The sequence below is a fragment of the Photobacterium sp. Ph5 genome (assembly GCF_022129445.1).
GTDB lineage: Bacteria > Pseudomonadota > Gammaproteobacteria > Enterobacterales > Vibrionaceae > Photobacterium.
In genome coordinates, this window is record NZ_JADQAQ010000061.1 from 1 (window position 1) to 21,607 (window position 21,607).

Consider the following 21,607-nt stretch of genomic DNA (forward strand, 5'->3'; position numbering starts at 1 on the left):
AATCAGGCCTTACAAGCCGCTTAACCGAAATGTCCAACTTTATGGGGTCACTTCACGATAGGGCTTTTAGAAGTATTAGCGGTAAGGGTTAAAACTTAGGTTTGACACCAAATTGATGAGCCGCATAAGCAACACGCTCTTCAGGTGTCGGCGTATGTGCCGACGTTCCGATACTTTCGATATGGCGAAGGCGAGGGAGTAAACCACAACCATTAGCTATTTGAATCGCTAATCCTGGTCGAGCATTAAGCTCTAGCACCATAGGTCCTTTCACTTTATCTAACACCATATCTGTACCCATATAGCCCAAACCTGTCATTTCCCATGCACTTGCAGCAAGTGTTAGGAGCTTATTCCAATTAGGTACTTGAAGCTCGCTGAGTAAACGGTCTGTATCTGGGTGGTGTTCAATCGGCTGATTAAACTGAACAGCTCGTACCGCTTTACCTGATGCGATATCAATCCCGACACCGACAGCGCCTTGGTGCAAGTTGGCTTTACCGTCTGAAGCTGATGTTGAACAGCGCATCATCGCCATCACAGGATAGCCTTTAAAGACGATGACACGGACATCGGGCACGCCTTCAAAGCTAAAGCCATCAAACACGTTATCAAACTGGATCAAGTTTTCGACCATGGCGACATCATTTTTACCGCCTAACGAGAACAGTCCCGCAAGCGTATTGGTTATATGACGTTCAACATCTTGTTTATTGATTTCAGCACCAGACGGTTTTACATAAATCCCGTCTTTGTGTTTAACAATAACTAAAATGCCTTTACCACCTGAGCCTTGTGCAGGCTTAATCACAAATCCAGGCCAGTCTTTAACCATGTCATGAATTTTCTTAACTGAACCTTGGCTATCGATAACACCGATCAAATCAGGAACGGTTGCACCAGCTTGTTGGGCGATAAATTTTGTTTTTAATTTATCGTCAACAAGAGGATAAAGGCTGCGATCATTATAGCGACCAATATAGCTATGATTACGCTTGTTCATCCCCATGATGCCACGCTCTTTTAGCTTCTGCGGTGAAGTAAAACGTGAAAGTAAATTCATCGATTAATCCTCAGTTAGCGGCTTAAAACGACGAAGTTCACTTAAACGATAACCTGTGTAGTTACCTAGCATTAGGATCACCGCTAGGATAATGAACTGAACACCAATAAAGTTAAATGTTAGATGACGAATCATCGGGTTAGTCATTGCAAGGTAAACTAAAATTGCTGTTAGTAGCGAGCCACCACCTTGAACAAATACTTCTTTTGCCCCTTCTTCTTCCCATAGAATCGACATACGTTCGATAGTCCATGACAAGATGATCATTGGGAAGAAGGTAATTGTTAGACCTTCAATAAGACCAATCTTAAAGGCAACAACCGTGAATATTGAAATGATCAATATTACGGTAATAATCACCGCGGATATTCGCGAGACTAAGAGCAAGTTCAATTTCGATAAATAACTTCGAATAATTAAACCTGTACCAACAATCAATAAGAAACCAACAATACCCGTTAATAATTGTGTTTGGACAAACGCAACCGCGATTAACACCGGCATGAAAGTACCAGAGGTTTTCAAGCCAATAATAACGCGAAGGAATACCACAATTAGAGCGCCAATCGGAACAAGCATAATGGTTTTAAACATTGCTTGTTCTTCGAGCGGTAATGAGTGGATTGAGAAGTTTAATAGATCTTCGGCTTTAATCTTCTCTTGCGTAGCACGCTGTGGTGTGATGTCTTGGGCAATGATAGAAAAACTAATATTAGAATTTCGACCACCAACAACATCCAGCATAGCACTGCCTTGTTGGTTCCAAATCATCACATCTGACGGCTTGCCTTCTTCACCATTAGTAAGATTAAAGAGCTTCCAGCTATTGCTATCCCAAACTTCAACCATCGGCATCACTGTTTGGCGACGACGACCATCTTCAAGTTTTAAGCCGCTAACAATACGTGAATGAATGCCTTCAAGTGAAAGTAAACTTGTAATGGCTTCTTGTGGGCTCATAGAATCAAGTAACACAGAAGCATTCTGGTTTTGCTTATCTTGTAATTGACGAATAAGTTCACGGGTAAACGTAGTGTTGTTCGCCGATAAATTACGTGCCTGTGTTAACAGTGCGGTTGCTGCTGTTTGTTGCGGATTACTTAAACTGACCGCCGCAGGTTCACCTTTGGGTGGCACTTCTTTGTACTGCGCTTGATCATCAACAAGAAGCTGAGTCTTGTAGTAAAGCACTTGCTTACCCATTGCGGTACGCGTTGCCCAATCAGCTTGATGGCCTTCTTTCGTATCATGAATTAGTACAGAGTAGCCAGGGGGAGACGATGTACTCTCATCAATTAAGGTAAAGCCTTCCTGTGTTTCAGGTGTCGCCATTTTAACTTGTACAGGATCGCCAATAGCATCGAATTGAACTCGGGCTTCAACTTCCCATACTGCACGCTCTTCGCCTGGTGTCCACGGTACACCGTAGACATCGTGGCGATACATACTTAGTCCTAATCCTGCAATAATAAGCAGTGAAATAAGGATATAAAAAGGTACTCTAGACGTCATGACATCCTCATCATTTATTTATTAGCACTAACTGGCTCAGGTTTCGGCTCAGTTTTTCCTTGAACAAACTCTTTACCCACATCAACCAGTGCAATGTCTTTAAAGAATTCACGACCGAGTAAAACAGGAAAATCCATCTTAGTTCGGTCAGCAAGCGTGAATTGCGCTTTTTCATGTAAATTGCCAAGCGTGATCCAAGCTTCAATTACAGGGCGACGTACCGCGTCTTCTGATGTTGATTGACGGATACGAACCCAGCGTAAAATTGGCGCTTCGATAGTCTCTGGTGTTGCTTTATCGTTTTGTGCTTTTTCTGCTGGTGTATCTTCTGCTGAATCATGGCTCAGGTTAAAGCGTACCCATTCTTTACCATCACGTTCAAATGTTTGTACATCAATAGCATTTAAAGAAGAAGTAGTAGCACCGGTATCGACACGTGCTTTGAAGAATGATTTCACAGAATCAATCCACACCCATTCTTCTTGACCAAGGATAGCTTTACCATTGGCTTGAGTTGGGTTAGCTTCAATTTTAGGTTCAACAGGAACACGAACAATTTGCTTTTCAACAACGACTTTAGGCTTTACTAAGCTTTTTTGCTTAATAAACTTTAGATCTTTAGATATAGACGCTAATTTACTTTCTAGCTCGGTAATATATTGCTGTTGTGAATCCATTCGGGTAGAAACAGTATCGAATTGAGAATTAATGTTCTGCTCTACATTGCTGATCGCAGCCAAGGTTTCTTGATGATCTTGAGGCTGCGTTGTTGAACACCCTGTCAGTATTGCAATTGTGATTAATGGTACGCTGAAGCGAAGCATCATATCTCCTATGTGCGTCTATTTTCTAATGTCGACCGTAGTTTACCTTACAAAAAGGGATGCGAACAGCATCCCAGTGTCAGTTACTAGTCAGGATTGCGGGCTACTAAAACCGCACGTTTTGGTGCTGGATATCCTTCGATAGTTTTTGACGGATTTTCTGGATCTAAGTATTCTGGAAGAGAATTATTTGTCATCCAATCTGTCGTTCTTTGCTCATCTGTTGTTGTTATATTCTCATCAACAATACGTACGTCAACAAAGCCACATTTTTCCATCCACACTTTTAATGCTTTTGCTGATGGGAAAAAATAAACATTGTGCATTTGGGCGTAGCGGTGAGTTGGAACTAATACCGCATTTTCATCACCGTCAATCACCAATGTTTCTAGAATGACTTCACCGCCTTTACGCAGTTGATTTTTTAACTGAATAATGTGATCGAGCGGTGAACGACGGTGGTACAGAACTCCCATACTAAATACCGTATCAAATGCTTTCAATTCAGGCAGTTCTTCAATACCTAATGGTAATAAGAATGCGCGATCATCGTTGCCCATTAATCGCTTAATGGCTTCGAATTGAATTAAAAATAAGCTTGATGGGTCGATACCTACGGTGAGCTTTGCACCTTCACCCAACATGCGCCACATATGATAGCCATTGCCACAGCCAACATCTAATACGCTACGGCCTTTTAGTGGTGTAATGTGAGGTAATACGCGATCCCACTTCCAATCTGAGCGCCATTCAGTATCGATATGAATATCGTGCATGGTGAATGGGCCTTTACGCCAAGGGTGAAGTAAACGTAATAGACTTTCTAAACGCTTCTTCTCACCATCAGCAATCGGGACTTCATTACGAACACTGACTGCATTTTTTAAATCAATAATATCGGGTTTATCGGTTGGGAACTTTTGCAATGCGCGAACCCAACGAGCCATATCACCGTGCTCTCTATTTTCCCAATCACTTAATTGTTTAGGGAGAGTATTTAGCCATGGACGTAATGTTTCATGCTGGGCAAGAAGCTGATAAAAATCAGAAAAACTAAACATATGGAACAAAAAACCTTATTTAATCGCAAACATTGAGCCGAAATTGAAGCACTGGAACCATACTTCAGAACTAGAAAAGCCTATTTTCTTGAAACGTGTTTTGTGGGTTTCAATACTGTCAGGGCGCATCACATTTTCTATTGCGCTCCGCTTTTGACTAATCTCTAGTTCGCTGTAACCATTCGCACGTTTAAAATCGTGATGTAAATCAATCAATAATTCATTGGCACGTTCGTCATCGAAAATATATTTCTCCGACAAAATTAAAATACCGCCAGGGCGTAAACCCGCATAGATTTTTTCTAATAATGCTTGGCGATCTTCGGGTACAAGGAATTGGAGAGTGAAATTTAACACCACGACTGAAGCGTCATGAATATCAACATCACGGATATCAGCTTCAAGTACTTGCACTGGTGTGTCAGAGCGATATGCGTCCACTAATAATCGGCATCGTTCAACCATAGCAGCAGAATTATCAATTGCTAATATTTCGCAACCTTCTTGCTGAATATGGCGACGCATAGAAAGAGTGGCTGCTCCCAAAGAGCAACCAAGATCAAAGACTTTAGAATGAGGCTTGGCAAAGCGCTCAGCTAACATGCCAATTGCTGAAATGATATTACTGTAACCCGGCACAGAGCGTTGGATCATATCAGGGAAGACTTCAGCAACACGTTCATCGAACGTAAAATCACCGAGTTTTTCAATTGGCGCAGCAAAAATATTGTCGTGGCCTGCCATTTCTCACGAACCTCATAATATATAAAGAACAGGGATCCATTGTACGTATTGAGCATCAAACCTTGCTGATACTCAGGCGATCCATCACCTTTGAAAGGTCGCGTATTGTAGAGAAAATAGCTGCATTTGTCTTTAATGATTTCTGATTTGTTCTTCGATTGATTATTTGCGTTATAGCAAAGAGATTTGTGGCGTACTTATTTCAGCAGCACTGGGTAGAGCAAGTTCGGGTAATGTCGAAAGAGCGTGGTTTTCGCTGATAAGGTGATCGCGTAACACATTATAAAGCCGACGGGCAGATTCTGGTGCTGCATTATTATCTGGAGTATGAATAAAGAGATAGGGCGTTTTACCTTCTTTTATCCATAAGGGGAGGCGTTGTTGCCAATTTTTGAAAAAAGGATCGTTACACGCATCATCTGGATGACCAATAAAACGGATCACTGGGTTCTCTGCGGTTGCAATAGCATGAACTGGAATACGTGGCTTTTTACGCTGCGCGTCAATCACGGCCTCTGTATTTGGAATAGCAGAGAAAACAGGACGGCTATCCATAATAATGCGGTTACTGCCTTTTTCTAACAGCATTCGGTTAAGTGCTTTTTCCTCTTCGCCTTTAGCAAAAAACGCAGGGTGGCGAACTTCGACACCGGTAGTGAAGTGGCGCGGAAACTGATCTAAAAAGGTATCGAGCAAAGGTAAATCGTGAGGACTAAATCTTGCAGGTAATTGAATCATCCATACTCCCGTTTTTTCTTCTACCGGAGACATGGTATTTAAAAAATCAACAAGACTTTGATTACTATGACGTAACTGCTGCTGATGGGTGATTGTTTGTGGGATTTTAAAGGTAAATTGAAATCCACTGTCAGGTGTCGCATCGTTCCAGTTCTTTACCGTTGTCATGCTTGGAATGGCGTAAAAGGTAGTATTACCTTCAACCGTATGAAATACCTCAGCATAGCGAGCTAAACGATCACCATTTTTACAGCCTTTACCGTATATACTTTGCTGCCAATGGTTGTGTGACCATTGAGATAACCCAAGATATAACGGTAAAGATAAATCAGAAGGTGAAGACATAATAATACTTGGGTTTATTAAGTAGAGAGTGATGATTTATCTTACGTGATTTTGTTTGTAAAAGTCTAAATCACCGTAGATATTTCATCATAATAAGACTTTAAAGTCGTCATAACGAATTGGTGATGAATTACCGTCGGATCACTTCGCTTATTGAGGCTGTTTGGGTATAATGCCTCGTTATTTTTGCCTCTTGGCCTTCTTGCTATCCAATTTAGACGATAAATTAGACAGCAAGCGGTCGGGATTGAATTAGCCTGACGTTTAGCGTTATCGACACTAAATGCAGGAATGTAAAGTATATAGATTGGGAATTTCTTATGCGCACCCATTATTGTGGACACCTGAACAAGTCCCTTGCTGGACAAACAGTCGATTTATGCGGCTGGGTAAACCGTCGTCGTGATTTAGGCGGCCTTATCTTTATTGATATGCGTGATCGCGAAGGTGTGGTTCAGGTTGTTATTGATCCTGATATGACTGAGATCTTCACACTAGCAAACCAATTACGTAATGAGTTTTGTATTCGTCTAACGGGTGAAGTGCGTGAGCGTCCTGAAAGCCAATGCAATAAAGACATGGCAACAGGTGAAGTTGAAATTTACGCAACTGGCCTTGAAATCATTAACCGTTCTGACGCGTTACCGCTTGATTTCAATCAAAAGAACTCTGAAGAGCAGCGTCTAAAGTACCGTTACTTAGACCTTCGTCGTCCTGAAATGAGCGATCGTATTAAACTACGAGCAAAAGCATCAAGCTTCGTTCGTCGTTTCCTTGATGACAATGCATTCCTTGATATCGAAACACCAGTACTAACTAAAGCGACACCAGAAGGTGCACGTGACTACCTAGTACCAAGTCGTGTTCATAAAGGTAACTTCTACGCATTACCACAATCACCACAGCTATTTAAGCAGCTGCTAATGATGTCTGGTTTTGATCGTTACTACCAAATCGTTAAGTGTTTCCGTGATGAAGACTTACGTGCTGACCGTCAACCTGAATTTACTCAGATCGATATCGAAACATCTTTCATGTCTGCTGAACAAGTTCGTGCGGTAACAGAAAGCATGATTACTGAAATGTGGAAAGAGCTACTAAACGTAGATCTAGGCACATTCCCAATCATGTCTTTCGAAGAAGCAGCACGTCGTTTCGGTTCTGATAAGCCGGATCTACGTAACCCACTTGAGCTAGTTGATGTTGCAGACATCGTTAAAGATGTTGACTTCAAAGTATTCTCAGGCCCAGCTAACGATGAAAAAGGTCGTGTAGCGGTTATCCGTGTACCTGGTGGTGCAGAGCTAAGCCGTAAGCAAATTGACGAATACACTAAGTTCGTGGGTATCTATGGCGCGAAAGGCCTAGCATGGATGAAAGTTAACGATCGCGCTGCAGGTTTTGAAGGTGTTCAATCTCCTGTTGCTAAGTTCCTTAACGAAGAAGTGGTTACTAATCTTCTTGAGCGCACTCAAGCAGAATCTGGCGACATCATTCTATTTGGTGCAGACAGCAAGCGTGTTGTAACAGAAGCGATGGGCGCACTTCGTCTGAAACTAGGTGAAGATCTAGGTCTAACAGACAAGTCAGCATGGAAACCACTTTGGGTTGTTGATTTCCCAATGTTCGAAGAGAACGAAGATGGTTCACTATCTGCAATGCACCACCCATTCACTTCACCATTAAACTTAACACCAGAAGAGCTAGCGGCTAACCCTGCAGCAGCGCTATCAAACGCGTACGATATGGTAATTAATGGTTATGAAGTGGGCGGTGGTTCAGTACGTATCCATAATTCTGATATGCAATCAACAGTATTTGATATCTTAGGTATCTCTGCTGATGAACAACGTTTGAAGTTTGGTTTCCTACTTGACGCTCTGAAGTTCGGTACACCACCACACGCAGGTCTTGCGTTTGGTCTTGACCGTCTTGTAATGCTACTTTGTGGTACAGATAATATCCGTGATGTTATCGCGTTCCCTAAAACAACAGCAGCAGCATGTCTACTAACAGATGCGCCAAGCCTAGCAAACCCAGCAGCACTAGAAGAATTATCTATTGCCGTTAAAATTGCTAAGAAAGACGAAGAAGCAAAAGACGCAGAGTGATCTGATTAATTTGTTGTAATAAAAGCCGATGACTTATTTGCCACTTTTTAGTGAACGCCTATAAGACATCGGCTTTTTTGTCTTTTGTTGATACCTTTCTGCTGTACATCTGATTTGGTAAAAGTGTTTTGTTCGCTTTAACGTCTTATTTGGTTTATGTTTTCATGCAAGCAAAAAAATTAACATTGCCTGATTGGAGATAACATGGCTGGACACAGTAAATTTGCCAATATAAAACATCGTAAAGCTGCTCAAGATGCTAAACGCGGTAAAATTTTTACTAAGTTAATTCGTGAAATTACCGTAGCCGCTAAAGAAGGGGGCAGTGAGCCTGAAAATAACCCACGCTTACGTGCTGCCATTGATAAAGCACTATCAAATAACATGACTCGAGATACTATTAACCGCGCGGTAACACGTGGCGCTGGTGGTGAAGGAGATGACGGTGTTGAAACCGTTATTTATGAAGGTTATGGTCCGGCAGGTACGGCGGTAATGGTTGAGTGTTTAACTGATAACCGTAATCGCACAGTATCGGGTGTACGTCATGCATTCTCCAAAGCGGGGGGCAATCTTGGAACGGATGGTAGTGTAAGTTACCTTTTTGATAAAAAAGGGGTGATTTCTTATGCTGCGGGTTTAGATGAAGATGCCGTTATGGAAGTCGCGTTAGAATCTGGCGCTGACGATATTGAAACTAATGATGATGGTTCAATCGATGTTTACACTACGCCTGCTGATTTCGGTAGCGTGAAAGATGCATTAGATGCCGCAGGTTTTACAGCAGAAAATGCAGAAGTAACCTTAGTGCCATCAACGAAAGCCGAGTTAGATGCCACAACAGCACCTAAATTATTACGCTTAATTGATGCATTAGAAGATTTGGATGACATTCAAGAAGTCTACCATAATGGTGACATGTCAGATGAAGTAGCAGCTACGCTTGAATAATTGCTACTGATAGTAGTAAAAAATGTCGATAATTTTAGGTATAGACCCTGGCTCTCGTATTACGGGGTACGGGGTAATTCGTCAGGTTGGACGTAATTTAGAGTATTTAGGAAGCGGCTGTATTCGCACTTCAGAGCCTGGTATTCCTGGACGATTAAAGCAAATCTATGCAGGCGTGTCTGAAGTGATCACGCAATTTCAGCCTGATTTTTTTGCCATTGAAGAAGTGTTTATGGGTAAAAATGCCAGCTCTGCGATCAAGTTAGGTCAGGCGCGAGGCAGTGCAATAGTTGCTGCAGTAAATGCAGATTTACCGGTAAGTGAATATGCAGCTCGATTGATCAAACAAGCGGTAGTTGGAAACGGCGGTGCAGATAAAGCGCAAGTGCAACATATGGTATGTTCAGTGTTAAAATTAGCTGGTAAACCACAAGCTGATGCTGCCGATGCCTTAGCAGTGGCTATTTGTCATGCTCATACTCATAAAACCTTAATAGCGATGGCGGGAAAAGCGACAAGTGCTCGTCGTGGTCGTTATCGATAAGCGTTAATATAGAGCGATAAGAAAGCAGCCTTGGCTGCTTTTTTTATTTAAAATCTGAACGTTAGTCATCGATGATTGTTTAAGCTGTGAGCTAGCATCAACAGAGCAGATCCAAAAGTGATAAAATGCTGGATATCCATCCAGCTCTTTACTATTCTAGTGCCAGTTTAAATTCACTATAGAGATGATGTTTTGATTGGTCGACTACGCGGAATTGTAATTGAAAAGCAGCCACCTGAAGTATTGCTTGAAGTCGGTGGAATTGGTTATGAAGTACAGATGCCAATGAGCTGTTTTTATGAGTTACCACAGATCGGCCAAGAAGCCATTATCTTTACACATTTTGTGGTACGTGAAGATGCGCAACTGTTGTATGGCTTTAATAAGAAAAGCGAACGTGAGTTATTCCGTGAAGTGATTAAAGCTAATGGTGTAGGACCTAAATTGGGCTTAGCGATTCTATCAGCTATGACAGCAAGTCAATTTGTCCGTAGCGTTGAATTAGAAGATGTGACTACGCTAGTTAAAATCCCCGGTGTTGGAAAGAAAACAGCTGAACGTTTAGTGGTTGAAATGAAAGATCGCTTAAAAGGGTGGGGGGAAGGTGATTTATTTACTCCTGCACTTGATACTGCGGCATCAAATGCTCCAATCCAAGATCCATCAAATCAAGCTCGTGCTGAAGATGAAGCAGTGAGTGCATTGGTTGCGCTGGGCTATAAACCACAAACAGCCGCGAAAGTGGTTTCTCAAGTCACACAACCCGAGATGAGTAGTGAAGCGATTATTCGTGATGCACTACGTTCAATGGTATAACCCTGTAAATTGGGTATAGGCATTAAAGATGATTGAAGCTGATCGACTGGTTTCTGGTAATTTTGAAACAACCCGTGAAGATGACATAATTGATCGCGCAATACGACCTAAGTTACTTGATGATTATCAAGGGCAGGATCATGTTCGCGATCAAATGGAAATATTTATTAAAGCGGCAAAGATGCGTGACGAAGCCTTAGATCATTTATTGATCTTTGGCCCTCCAGGATTAGGTAAAACCACACTTGCCAATATCGTGGCGAATGAAATGGGGGTAAGTATTCGTACCACCTCAGGCCCTGTACTTGAAAAAGCAGGGGATTTAGCGGCACTTCTTACCAATCTAGAAGAAAATGATGTCTTATTTATAGATGAGATCCACCGTTTAAGCCCGCAAGTGGAAGAAGTGCTTTATCCTGCAATGGAAGACTACCAATTAGATATTATGATTGGTGAAGGCCCAGCAGCACGATCGATTAAAATTGATTTACCGCCATTTACCTTAATCGGTGCAACGACACGAGCGGGTTCATTAACTTCGCCTTTACGTGATCGTTTTGGTATTACTCAGCGTCTTGAGTATTACAAAGTTGAAGATCTAAAAGACATTGTAGGCCGTAGTGCTAAATGTTTAGGGTTATCAATGGAAGAAGGCGGTGCGATGGAAATGGCAATGCGTGCTCGTGGTACGCCACGTATTGCTAACCGTTTATTACGTCGTGTTCGGGATTATGCTGAAGTAAAAGGCAACGGACATATTTGTCCTGATATTGCCAATAAAGCCTTAGATATGCTCGATGTTGATAGCAGTGGTTTTGATTATATGGACCGTAAACTCCTATTAGCTATCATTGAAAAGTTTATGGGCGGCCCCGTCGGTTTAGATAACTTAGCGGCAGCTATTGGTGAAGAGAAAGATACTATTGAAGATGTTCTTGAGCCGTATTTGATTCAGCAAGGTTATTTACAGCGAACACCAAGAGGTCGTATTGCGACACATCGCGCCTATCTTCATTTTGGTTTAGATTTACCTGAAAATACAAAGTAACAATATTATTAACAAAAAGCGAGGCGATAATGTCTCGCTTTTTTTATTGGTTAAAAATAATGTTTAATTGTGTTGTTATTGTTGTTATTTGTAGGCGAATTTTGTTTTTTTCATATAAAAAATAAACAATTTTATTGTTGGTTATTTAAATAGAAATTATTGTATTTTTAATAACCATCAAAACTATGATTATAGATTTCATCTTTACTCTGTAGATAAATAATAAATATTGTTCATGATAATAATTTTATTCATTACTTTATTCGTGTATTCATTTACATCTTTAACGGTTAAGTTTAAATAACGGTTTGATATTAAATAAAAAACAAATGGTAGTTGTGTTGTGGTTGAGATATTCACATGAATAGTTAATCAATAAAAAATATTCTAATTTATAGATTGTATATATGACTGAATATCAAATGGTATTCTCAGTACAGATTTGACGATTTAATTTAGATAATCTTCTGATATTTTATTAGGTTACAACAGTAACTAAGTGTATAACTGTTTCGTTTTACGTGACGGACATGATGAAATAATAATAGAATATGACGTACTATTACATGATGCGTGTAATTGTTATTTTGTCGATTTCCCTAAGCAATTCATTTTTCCTGCCAAAACCTTTCATTAATTGATCTAAATCAAATATAACTGCGTAGTGACTATTAAGCGCGGTTTTTATTGATATTTGTCAAAGCAAAACTTGTAATAAATTCTTTGAAGATTACAGCTAATATCTGTAATATTACCTCGACTATATTAGCTGTAGAATAACGCGGTTTTAAATATATTTAAACAATATTGCAACATAACATGGACGCTTGATAATTATTAGCAAGCGATCAGGAAGGTCGGCAAGATTGCGATAGGTATTCTACATAAAAGCTAAGCCCAATAATCGGTACATATGTAGTACTGTCACCAGTCAGCTGGTGAATAAAGGAGTTATCAATGTTAACTGATGTCGTCGAACTATCGCGGTTACAGTTCGCTTTAACAGCGATGTATCACTTTTTGTTCGTTCCATTGACTCTAGGTATGGCTTTCTTACTAGCCATTATGGAGTCAGTTTATGTAATGACCGGAAAGCAAATCTACAAGGACATGACTAAGTTCTGGGGTAAGCTTTTCGCGATTAACTTTGCTCTTGGTGTGGCTACTGGCCTATCTATGGAGTTCCAGTTTGGTACAAACTGGGCATACTACTCTCACTACGTTGGTGATATCTTCGGTGCGCCATTGGCAATCGAAGCACTAATGGCATTCTTCTTAGAATCAACGTTAGTCGGCATGTTCTTCTTTGGTTGGGATCGTCTATCTAAGCGTCAGCACCTTGCTGTTACTTGGTTAGTTGCTCTTGGCTCAAACTTCTCCGCACTATGGATTCTTATTGCTAACGGCTGGATGCAAAACCCAGTAGGCGCTGATTTCAACTTTGAAACCATGCGTATGGAAATGGTGAGCTTTGCAGATGTAGTGCTTAACCCAGTAGCACAGGTAAAATTCGTTCACACTGTAGCATCTGGTTATGTATGTGGTGCCATGTTCATTCTAGGTGTTAGTGCATACTACATGCTGAAAGGCCGTGATATTGCGTTTGCGCGTCGTTCATTTGCAATCGCAGCAGCGTTCGGTATGGCATCGATTGTCTCTGTAATGATCCTTGGTGATGAGTCAGGTTACGAGCTAGGCGACGTTCAGAAAACAAAACTAGCAGCGATTGAAGCAGAGTGGCACACAGAGCCAGCACCTGCGGCATTTACTGCGTTTGGTTTCCCTAATCAAGAAACAATGGAAACCGATTACGCAATTAAGATCCCTTACTTAATGGGTATTATTGCAACGCGTTCTCTTGATACTCAAGTAACAGGTATTCGCGATCTTAAGAAAGAACACGAAGTACGTATTCGTAACGGTATGGTTGCATACGGCCTTCTTGAGAAGCTTCGTGCGGGTGATAAGTCACCTGAAAACGTTGCAGCTTTCGATGAAGTGAAAAAAGACCTAGGTTACGGTTTATTGCTTAAGCCTTACACCGACAAAGTTGTTGACGCAACACCAGAACAAATTCAAAAAGCAGTAGATGACTCAATCCCTACAGTATGGCCGTTATTCTTTAGCTTCCGTATCATGGTGGGTGCTGGTTTCTTAATGTTCGCAATTATTGGTGCTGCATTTATCCAGTCTTGTCGTCATAAGATCACGGGTAATAAACTAGTACTAAAAGCGGCGCTATTTGGTATTCCACTACCTTGGATTGCAATTGAAGCGGGTTGGTTCGTTGCAGAATACGGTCGTCAACCATGGGCGGTAGGTGAAATTCTGCCTGTTCATATGGCAGCATCTAACCTTGAACCTTCTCAGCTATGGTTCTCATTAGCAGCAATTATTGCGCTATACACAGCGTTCCTAGTGGCTGAAGTTTACCTAATGGTTAAATTCGCTCGTCTTGGTCCAAGTAGCTTGAAAACAGGTCGCTACCATTTCGAACAAAATGACACAAAACAAGATGTGGTTTCACGTCAGGTTGAAGCGTAAGCAGGGAGAAACAAATAATGTTTGATTATGAAAGCTTGCGACTAATTTGGTGGTTATTAATCGGTGTGCTATGCATCGGTTTTGCAATCACAGATGGTTTCGATATGGGGGTAGGTATCCTATCTCATATCATTGGTAAAACGGATAACGAACGTCGTGTAATGATCAACTCAATCGCACCTCACTGGGATGGTAACCAAGTATGGTTAATCACCGCTGGTGGTGCATTGTTCGCAGCATGGCCACTAGTTTACGCAACAGTATTCTCTGGTTTTTACGTTGCAATGATCCTGACGTTAGCAGCACTTTGGCTTCGTCCTCTTGGTTTCGATTACCGTTCAAAGTTGACAGATCCAAAATGGCGTAGCCTTTGGGATAAAGCTATCTTCGTAGGTAGTTTTGTACCACCAGTGATCTTCGGTGTTGCGTTCGGTAACCTAATGCAAGGTGTTCCATTTGAGCTAAACGAGTTTATGATCCCAACTTATAAGGGTTCATTCTTCGGTCTGTTAAATCCATTCGCATTATTGTGTGGTGTGGTGAGCTTACTGATGATCGTGACTCAAGGTGCAACATTCCTACAAATGAAAACAACAGATGCAATCCATGCGCGTTCTCGTAACGTTGCGGCAGGATCTGCAATCCTAATGGCTGTTGTGTTTGTTATTGCAGGTTTTGTATCTCAAAGCATCAATGGCTACGTGATTACATCTGAAATCATTAAGAACGCACCTTCAGATCCAACAACAAAAGAAGTTGTGCGTCAGACTGGTGCATTGTTCATTAACTATGCGAACTACCCAGCATTGTGGATTGCACCAATCCTAGCGGTAGTGATGCCGTTACTGACAGCGCTTTGTTCACGTGCTAACCGCGCTGGTTTTGCTTTCTTATTCTCAAGCTTAACAGTGGTAGGAGTGGTATTAACGTTTGGTTTTGCAACATTCCCATTCATTATGCCTTCAAGCCTAGATCCACACATTAGCTTGACTATTTGGGATGCAACATCCTCTGAGTTAACACTGAAGATTATGACTGTAGTTGCCTTTATTATGGTTCCAGTGATCTTGGCTTACACCTCATGGTGTTACTACAAAATGTTTGGTCGTCTAGATACTAAATATATCGAAGACAACAAAACTTCACTGTACTAAGGAGTAGACGAACAATGTGGTATTTTGCTTGGATTTTAGGTGTTCTACTGGCTTGTTCTTTTGGTATCGTCAATGCGTTATGGCTTGAAACGACCGAAAACATGGATAACGACAGTGAGTAATATGGATCGTGTGATAAAAGCAATACATGCACCATTAATGTGGTTACCACTAAAATTATTAGCAATAGCAATGGCATTGACTGTTGCAGGGCTTGTGATGTGGGAACCGCACCAATTTGCAGATGCTATTGGTGGTTTTGGTCCTGTGATTGCACCATTGATGATTTGGGCGACATGTAGTGCCATGGTATTTGGTATGAGCTTTGTGCCTCATCGTTGGTATTGGCAATTATTTTTCTCGCCAATTATCGCACTTCCAATATTAATTTATATTCTAGGATCGTACTTTTTATAAAAAGTAGATAAATAGAAAACTCAAACGGCTTACTACAGTGGTAGTAAGCCGTTTTTTTATGAAAATTTAGTCAGTTCAGTATTCATGTCGATTGTTACGCATGGTATGTGAACAGAAATGTGATTTGATTGTCAGAATGGGTGCCTAAGCGCTAATTTTCGGTAAAATAGCGTGTTGAAAGCATCACTCAGTAACAACGTTATATTAAGTTGATGTATAGTAGCGACAATATATTTTTGTGCGTATGAATGATAGTCACAGCTCAATGGTAATAAAATGACACAACTTAATGTTTTTAAGTGGCCAGTAACCATTTACTATGAAGATACCGATGTTGGTGGGGTGGTATACCACGCTAACTATTTGAAGTTTTTTGAGCGAGCACGAACTGAGTATTTGAGAAAAATTGGGCTAAATCAGCAACAGTTATTTTCACAAAATATGAGTTTTGTTGTTCGTAGCCTAAATATTGATTTTCTACGTGGTGCAAAGCTTGATGATCAGTTAATGGTACATACAGTTGTGCAGAATATACGCCGAGCTTCAATCGAGTTTAGCCAAGAATTAGTAAACAATAATAACGAAGTGCTATGTAAAGCATTGGTGAACGTTGCTTGTGTCGATCCGACAAAGATGAAGCCTATTGCACTTCCTGAACAATTAAAGCTGGAGATAAATTAAGTGAACTCAGAGTTGACGGTTTTAGACATTATTCTAAATTCAGGTGCGCTTGAAATTATGGTTATGCTTATTTTGTTAGGCATGTCGATTGCATCATGGACAATGATCATCAAGCGCTCTCAAGTATTGTCAGAGGCTAGCCGTAAAGCAGCACAATTTGAAGACCGTTTTTGGTCAGGTATTGATTTATCTCAGCTGTATAAAGAGGTTCAAGCGCGTAAAGATGAGTTAACAGGCTCAGAGCAAATTTTTTACTCAGGTTTTAAAGAGTTTGCACGTCTACACCGCAGTAACGATAAAGTGCCAGAAGCAGTGATGGAAGGTACAAGTCGAGCAATGCGTGTATCACTGTCAAAAGAAGTTGATGAATTAGAAACAAATCTACCGTTTTTAGCAACTGTGGGCTCAATTAGTCCATATATCGGTCTATTTGGTACGGTACTGGGTATTATGACTGCATTTATTGCACTTGGTGCGATGAAACAGCCAACATTAGCAACCGTTGCACCGGGTATCGCAGGGGCATTGATTGCAACGGCGATGGGCTTATTTGCCGCAATTCCTGCTGTAATGTTCTACAACCGTTTAACCAATAAAGTGTCAAAGCTAGAACATACATACGCAACGTTTATGGAAGAATTTTCAAGCATTTTACACCGTCAAGCATTTGCCGCTAATCAGGAGAAGTAAGCAATGGCTTATCAACCGAAAAAGCGCAAAATGACAGCGGAAATTAACGTTGTTCCCTATATCGACGTTATGTTGGTATTGCTTATTATCTTTATGGTGACAGCGCCGTTCGTTAGCCAAGGTGTAGATGTGGATTTACCACAAACCACAACGGCAGAAACGGTGGCAGAGATGAATAAAGATAGCGATATTCCACCAATTATTGTCGAAGTCGATAAAGATGGTCATCTTGGTGTTAGTATCGACAATGCTGATATGCAACGTGGTTTATCACTGCAAGAAGTGCTTGCACGTGTGAAAGCGCAAATGGCAGCGCAGCCTAAAACGTTAGTGATGGTAGGTGGTGATGGTCGTACACCTTATGCACATATTATCGAAACATTGGACGCCTTAAACCAAGCGGGTGTCGGCTCTGTTGGCTTAATGACTGAGCCTCTTGAGCAATAAGGTTAAAGAATGAAAAATAACAATTACACAGGTTCCACCGTTATATCGTTATTTATTCATGCGCTGTTGATTGGATTATTGTTCTGGGGCGCTGATTTTACGATGAAAAAATCAGATGTGGGCGGCAATACCATTCAAGCAGTGGTTGTCGATCCTGCCATGATTCATCAACAAGCGACGCAAATTCGAGAGCAACGGGAAGCGGCTAAGCGTGCTGAACAAGCACGTAAAAAAAGGTTGGAAGAGCAGACGGAAGCGCTTGAAAAGCAGAGAAAAGATGAAGCTGAACGTGTTAGGCAGTTAAAAGCTGACAAGCTAAAAGCTGAGAAAGAAGCACGAGAAGCAGAGAAACAACGCAAGTTAGTCGCAGAGCAACAAAAGCAAGCGGCTGAAGAAAAACGTAAAGCTGATGAAGCGGCAAAAGTAGCGAAAGCACAAGCAGCAAAAGCAGAAGCTGAGCGTAAAGCGAAACAAGAGGCAGCAGAAAAAGCGGAGCAAGTTCGTCAACAAAAACTTGAAGAACAACGTAAAGCGGAAGAGGCGAGTCGACAAGCTGAACTTGAACGTCAAAAGCAAGTAGCAGCAAAGAAAAAAGCACAAGAAGAAGCCGCTCAAGCGGAAGCTAAGCGTAAAGAAGCAGAAGCTAAACGTATTGAGGCTGAGCGTAAAGCCGCTGAAGCGAAGAAAAAAGCAGAGGCAGAAGCGAAACGTAAAGCAGCAGAAGCGAAGAAACTCCAGCAGCAAAAAGAAGCAGCATTGAATGATATGTTTGCAGGTCTTGAAGCTGAAAGTGAGCAACGCGGTGGTGCGAAAGGTCAGCACATTGCTGATGAGGTCGCACGTTATGGCGCAATATATAAACAGATGATTCAACAGAATTTACTTGTTGATCAAAGTTTTAAAGGTCAAGAATGTAATTTGACTATGCGTTTGTCTGCTGATGGTTTAGTACTAGATGTTACTCAATCCGGTGGTGATGGTGCTTTATGTCGTGCAGCAAAATCTGCTGTAGTGAAAGTTAGCCAATTCCCAATGCCTGACGATCCAGAAATAGCGAAAAAATTAAGAGATATCAAACTTGCAGTCACGCCACAGTAAATGATTTGTGGTGCAACATAAAATAGGAGCGATGGATGAAACGTTGGATAATGGGCTTGTGTTTAGCTCTATTAAGCGTTAGCCAATTTGCACATGCTGAACTTGAATTAGTGATCACTGATGGTGTGGATTCTGCACGTCCAATTGGTGTTGTTCCTTTCCAATGGGAAGGTGAAGGTAAACTACCCACTGATATTTCTGCAGTTATTGCATCAGATTTACAACGAAGTGGTAAGTTCAGCCCTGTGCCGACAAATAAACTGCCACAACTACCTCACAATGAAAGCCAAATTGATTACTCTGCATGGAGTAAAATGGGTGTTGATGCGGTTGTAACCGGTACAATTGTTAAGAATCAAGATGGCAATTACACCGTTAATTATCAGTTAGTCGATATTGTTAAAGGTAAATTGGCAGCCGGCACTGAAGGGGCAGCAAAAGGCGATTATTTACTATTGAATAATCAAGCTTCTGTGAAGCCAAATCGTATGCGTCAATATGCTCACCGTATCTCAGATTTGATTTATCAAAAGCTGACGGGTGAACGTGGTGCATTCTTAACACGTATTGCATATGTCGATAATAATCGTTCATCGAAGTTTCCATACCAACTGCGTGTAGCAGATTATGATGGTTATAACGAACGTGTGGTATTGAAATCAAAACAACCGCTAATGTCTCCAGCATGGTCGCCAGATGGCAGTAAATTAGCTTATGTCAGTTTTGAAAGTGGAAAAGCGCAAATTTTTGTTTTAGATATTTACAAAGGTACGCGTGAAGTAGTGGCGGATTACCCTCGCCATAATGGTTCACCACAGTTTTCACCTGATGGTACTAAATTAGCGATGGTACTTTCTAAAACAGGTAGTTTGCAGATCTACATTAAAGATCTGAAAACCAAGCAATTGCGCCAAATTACTCATGGCCGTGCTAATAATACAGAAGCAGTATGGGCACCTGATGGTCAGTCTCTTTACTTCACCTCTGATCGTGGCGGACGTCCACAGGTTTACCATTTAGATTTAGCGACAGGTGATACACAACGTGTAACTTGGCAAGGTGCTCAGAACATGGGACCACAAATTACACCTGATGGTCGTTACCTTGTCGTCGTAAACCGTTCAGATAGCGGTTACAACATTGCGAAACAAGATCTTAAAACAGGTGCAATGCAAATATTGACAAAAGCACGCCTTGCTGAGTCACCAAGTATTGCGCCTAATGGCAGTATGATTATTTATAGCTCAGCGCAAAATAATGGTACTTACGAACTTTCTTTGGTATCCATCGATGGTCGTTTCCAAGCACGTTTACCATCAACAAGTAAACGTGTACGAGCGCCATCTTGGGGCCCATTTTTATAATTTGAGTTAATTCTCATTTGCCTTTTGAGGCACGATTGAGTTTAAAAAGGAAATATAGATGCAACTGAATAAAATTTTAAAAAGTTTAGCTATTGTACTTCCAATGATGACATTGGCTGCATGTAGTTCAACAGATAGTGCAGACAGCTCTGCTGCAAACCAAAACGGCACTAATGGTGGTAATTCTTCACCTGATCAATCTATTGTTACTCCGGTTGATCCATCAGGTAGCATGAGTGAAGAACAATTGCTTGAGCAGCAACTGCAGCAATTACGTCAAGAACAAACTGTTTTCTTTAAGTTTGATAACGCAGAGATTCAACCAGAGTATCAAGCAATTTTAGAAGCACATGCTGCGTACTTGCGTGACCACCCAAGTATTAAAGTAATCGTTGAAGGTCATGCTGATGAGCGTGGTACACCTGAATATAACATTGCGTTAGGTGAGCGTCGTGCTAATGCAGTAGCACAATATTTACAAGCATTAGGTGTACCTGCAGCTCAACTTTCAATTGTGAGCTACGGTGAAGAAAAACCATTAGTATTAGGTCACACTGATGCTGATTATGCGAAAAACCGTCGTGCGGTTTTAGTTTACTAATCTAATGTAGGTAAACCCAATATGAGCAGTAACAAAGTAATGCGAAAACTTGCATTAGTGTTGCTGATGAGCGCGGCGACCCAAGTGGTCGCCGCGCCTGTATCGGCAGCGAATTTAGATAGCTTAGAGCGTATGCTTGAAGCGCAAGGGCAGGTGCAGTTACAAATGCAACGTCGCTTAGAGCAGATGTCATCAGATATTGATGAGCTTCGTGGCAACGTTGAACGTAATAGTTATGAAATTAAAAAAGTGGTAGATCGTCAACGCGACATCTATCGAGAAGTTGATAACTTGAGCCGTCAACCAGCGAAAGCCGAGCCTACGGACGCTAAAAAAGAAGCGACACCAAGTGAAGCATTTTCAAGTAATACCGATGAAAATACGGCTTATGAGAAAGCGGTTAATCTGATCTTAAAAGAGAAAGATTATAAAGGCGCAACAAAAGCCTTCCAAAGCTTCTTAACGACTTACCCTAATTCAGTTTATAAGCCGAATGCTAGCTATTGGTTGGGGCAATTATTCTTTGCTCAGAATCAGTTAGCAGATGCAGCAACGAACTTTAAAGTGGTTGCAGATACCAAAGACTCAAGTAAACGCGCTGATGCGTTGTTGAAACTTGGTGTGATTGCAGAACGTGGTAATGATATTGCGACGGCAAAAACATATTATCAAGAAGTGATCAAAGCATACCCTAATTCAACGTCTGCAAATCAAGCTAAAACAGCGCTTACGAAGTTAAAATAAACGCAGTTACGGTTTAGTTTTAAAAGCCCACAGGGAAATAGTTATTTCTGTTGTGGGCTTAATTATATGGTCCGCCTCATCCTAAGCCGTTAGGCTTAGGGTAGGCTTTC

Annotated in this window: 22 protein-coding genes; 16 read left to right on the plus strand and 6 right to left on the minus strand. The window is 41.2% G+C overall.

What is annotated here, in order from left to right; all coding sequences use genetic code 11:
* Positions 1–88 precede the first annotated feature (88 nt).
* The 6 genes from I3259_RS17665 to I3259_RS17690 form a co-directional block, all read right to left on the minus strand.
* Positions 89–1,063, minus strand: a complete 975-nt coding sequence (locus I3259_RS17665) for an alpha-L-glutamate ligase-like protein (RefSeq protein WP_238031035.1) — start codon at positions 1,061–1,063, stop codon at positions 89–91.
* Between the two features lie 3 nt (positions 1,064–1,066).
* Positions 1,067–2,575: an inactive transglutaminase family protein gene (locus I3259_RS17670; RefSeq protein WP_238031036.1), complete on the minus strand. Its 1,509-nt coding sequence runs from the start codon at positions 2,573–2,575 to the stop codon at positions 1,067–1,069.
* A 14-nt stretch (positions 2,576–2,589) separates the two neighbouring features.
* A complete protein-coding gene (locus I3259_RS17675) occupies positions 2,590–3,399 on the minus strand; it encodes an ATP-dependent zinc protease (protein ID WP_238031037.1) in 810 nt (269 codons plus the stop codon).
* An 86-nt stretch (positions 3,400–3,485) separates the two neighbouring features.
* Entirely contained in the window at positions 3,486–4,460 is a 975-nt protein-coding gene (gene cmoB, locus I3259_RS17680; RefSeq protein WP_238031038.1) for a tRNA 5-methoxyuridine(34)/uridine 5-oxyacetic acid(34) synthase CmoB, read from the minus strand.
* 15 nt (positions 4,461–4,475) lie between these two features.
* Entirely contained in the window at positions 4,476–5,204 is a 729-nt protein-coding gene (cmoA, locus tag I3259_RS17685; protein WP_005370656.1) for a carboxy-S-adenosyl-L-methionine synthase CmoA, read from the minus strand.
* A gap of 171 nt (positions 5,205–5,375) precedes the next feature.
* Positions 5,376–6,287, minus strand: a complete 912-nt coding sequence (locus I3259_RS17690; protein WP_238031039.1) for a DUF72 domain-containing protein — start codon at positions 6,285–6,287, stop codon at positions 5,376–5,378.
* Between the two features lie 320 nt (positions 6,288–6,607).
* Here I3259_RS17690 and aspS point away from each other — a divergent pair, with 320 nt between their 5' ends.
* The 16 genes from aspS (at position 6,608) to ybgF (ending at position 21,497) form a co-directional block, all read left to right on the plus strand.
* Complete coding sequence (aspS, locus tag I3259_RS17695; protein WP_238031040.1) at positions 6,608–8,398, plus strand: aspartate--tRNA ligase; 1,791 nt, start codon at positions 6,608–6,610, stop codon at positions 8,396–8,398.
* Between the two features lie 204 nt (positions 8,399–8,602).
* Positions 8,603–9,349, plus strand: coding sequence for a YebC/PmpR family DNA-binding transcriptional regulator (locus I3259_RS17700; protein WP_238031041.1), 747 nt, complete (start codon positions 8,603–8,605; stop codon positions 9,347–9,349).
* Positions 9,350–9,371: 22 nt separating this feature from the next.
* Positions 9,372–9,893 carry a crossover junction endodeoxyribonuclease RuvC gene (gene ruvC, locus I3259_RS17705; protein WP_238031042.1) on the plus strand — a complete coding sequence of 174 codons (522 nt, stop codon included), beginning with the start codon at positions 9,372–9,374 and terminating at the stop codon, positions 9,891–9,893.
* Between the two features lie 192 nt (positions 9,894–10,085).
* A complete protein-coding gene (gene ruvA, locus I3259_RS17710; RefSeq protein ID WP_238031043.1) occupies positions 10,086–10,709 on the plus strand; it encodes a Holliday junction branch migration protein RuvA in 624 nt (207 codons plus the stop codon).
* Positions 10,710–10,737: 28 nt separating this feature from the next.
* Positions 10,738–11,757, plus strand: coding sequence for a Holliday junction branch migration DNA helicase RuvB (gene ruvB / locus I3259_RS17715; RefSeq protein WP_105060588.1), 1,020 nt, complete (start codon positions 10,738–10,740; stop codon positions 11,755–11,757).
* 957 nt (positions 11,758–12,714) lie between these two features.
* The gene (gene cydA / locus I3259_RS17720) at positions 12,715–14,301 is read left to right on the plus strand and encodes a cytochrome ubiquinol oxidase subunit I (RefSeq protein ID WP_238031044.1); all 1,587 of its coding nucleotides are present in this window, start codon (positions 12,715–12,717) and stop codon (positions 14,299–14,301) included.
* A gap of 17 nt (positions 14,302–14,318) precedes the next feature.
* On the plus strand, positions 14,319–15,455 hold the full coding sequence (gene cydB / locus I3259_RS17725) for a cytochrome d ubiquinol oxidase subunit II (protein WP_238031045.1): 1,137 nt from the start codon (positions 14,319–14,321) through the stop codon (positions 15,453–15,455).
* A gap of 14 nt (positions 15,456–15,469) precedes the next feature.
* Positions 15,470–15,577 (plus strand): cytochrome bd-I oxidase subunit CydX, encoded by a 108-nt coding sequence (gene cydX / locus I3259_RS17730; protein WP_005370675.1) that lies wholly within the window; start codon positions 15,470–15,472, stop codon positions 15,575–15,577.
* Between the two features lies 1 nt (position 15,578).
* Entirely contained in the window at positions 15,579–15,872 is a 294-nt protein-coding gene (gene ybgE, locus I3259_RS17735) for a cyd operon protein YbgE (RefSeq protein ID WP_238031052.1), read from the plus strand.
* Positions 15,873–16,148: 276 nt separating this feature from the next.
* Positions 16,149–16,553, plus strand: a complete 405-nt coding sequence (gene ybgC / locus I3259_RS17740; protein ID WP_238031046.1) for a tol-pal system-associated acyl-CoA thioesterase — start codon at positions 16,149–16,151, stop codon at positions 16,551–16,553.
* A complete protein-coding gene (gene tolQ, locus I3259_RS17745) occupies positions 16,554–17,243 on the plus strand; it encodes a protein TolQ (protein WP_238031047.1) in 690 nt (229 codons plus the stop codon).
* Positions 17,244–17,246: 3 nt separating this feature from the next.
* Positions 17,247–17,690 carry a protein TolR gene (gene tolR, locus I3259_RS17750; RefSeq protein WP_105060582.1) on the plus strand — a complete coding sequence of 148 codons (444 nt, stop codon included), beginning with the start codon at positions 17,247–17,249 and terminating at the stop codon, positions 17,688–17,690.
* A 9-nt stretch (positions 17,691–17,699) separates the two neighbouring features.
* A complete protein-coding gene (gene tolA, locus I3259_RS17755) occupies positions 17,700–18,788 on the plus strand; it encodes a cell envelope integrity protein TolA (RefSeq protein ID WP_238031048.1) in 1,089 nt (362 codons plus the stop codon).
* A gap of 35 nt (positions 18,789–18,823) precedes the next feature.
* Positions 18,824–20,152 (plus strand): Tol-Pal system beta propeller repeat protein TolB, encoded by a 1,329-nt coding sequence (tolB, locus tag I3259_RS17760; RefSeq protein ID WP_238031049.1) that lies wholly within the window; start codon positions 18,824–18,826, stop codon positions 20,150–20,152.
* Between the two features lie 58 nt (positions 20,153–20,210).
* On the plus strand, positions 20,211–20,753 hold the full coding sequence (pal, locus tag I3259_RS17765) for a peptidoglycan-associated lipoprotein Pal (protein ID WP_238031050.1): 543 nt from the start codon (positions 20,211–20,213) through the stop codon (positions 20,751–20,753).
* Between the two features lie 21 nt (positions 20,754–20,774).
* Complete coding sequence (gene ybgF, locus I3259_RS17770) at positions 20,775–21,497, plus strand: tol-pal system protein YbgF (protein WP_238031051.1); 723 nt, start codon at positions 20,775–20,777, stop codon at positions 21,495–21,497.
* The last annotated feature ends 110 nt before the right edge of the window (positions 21,498–21,607 follow it).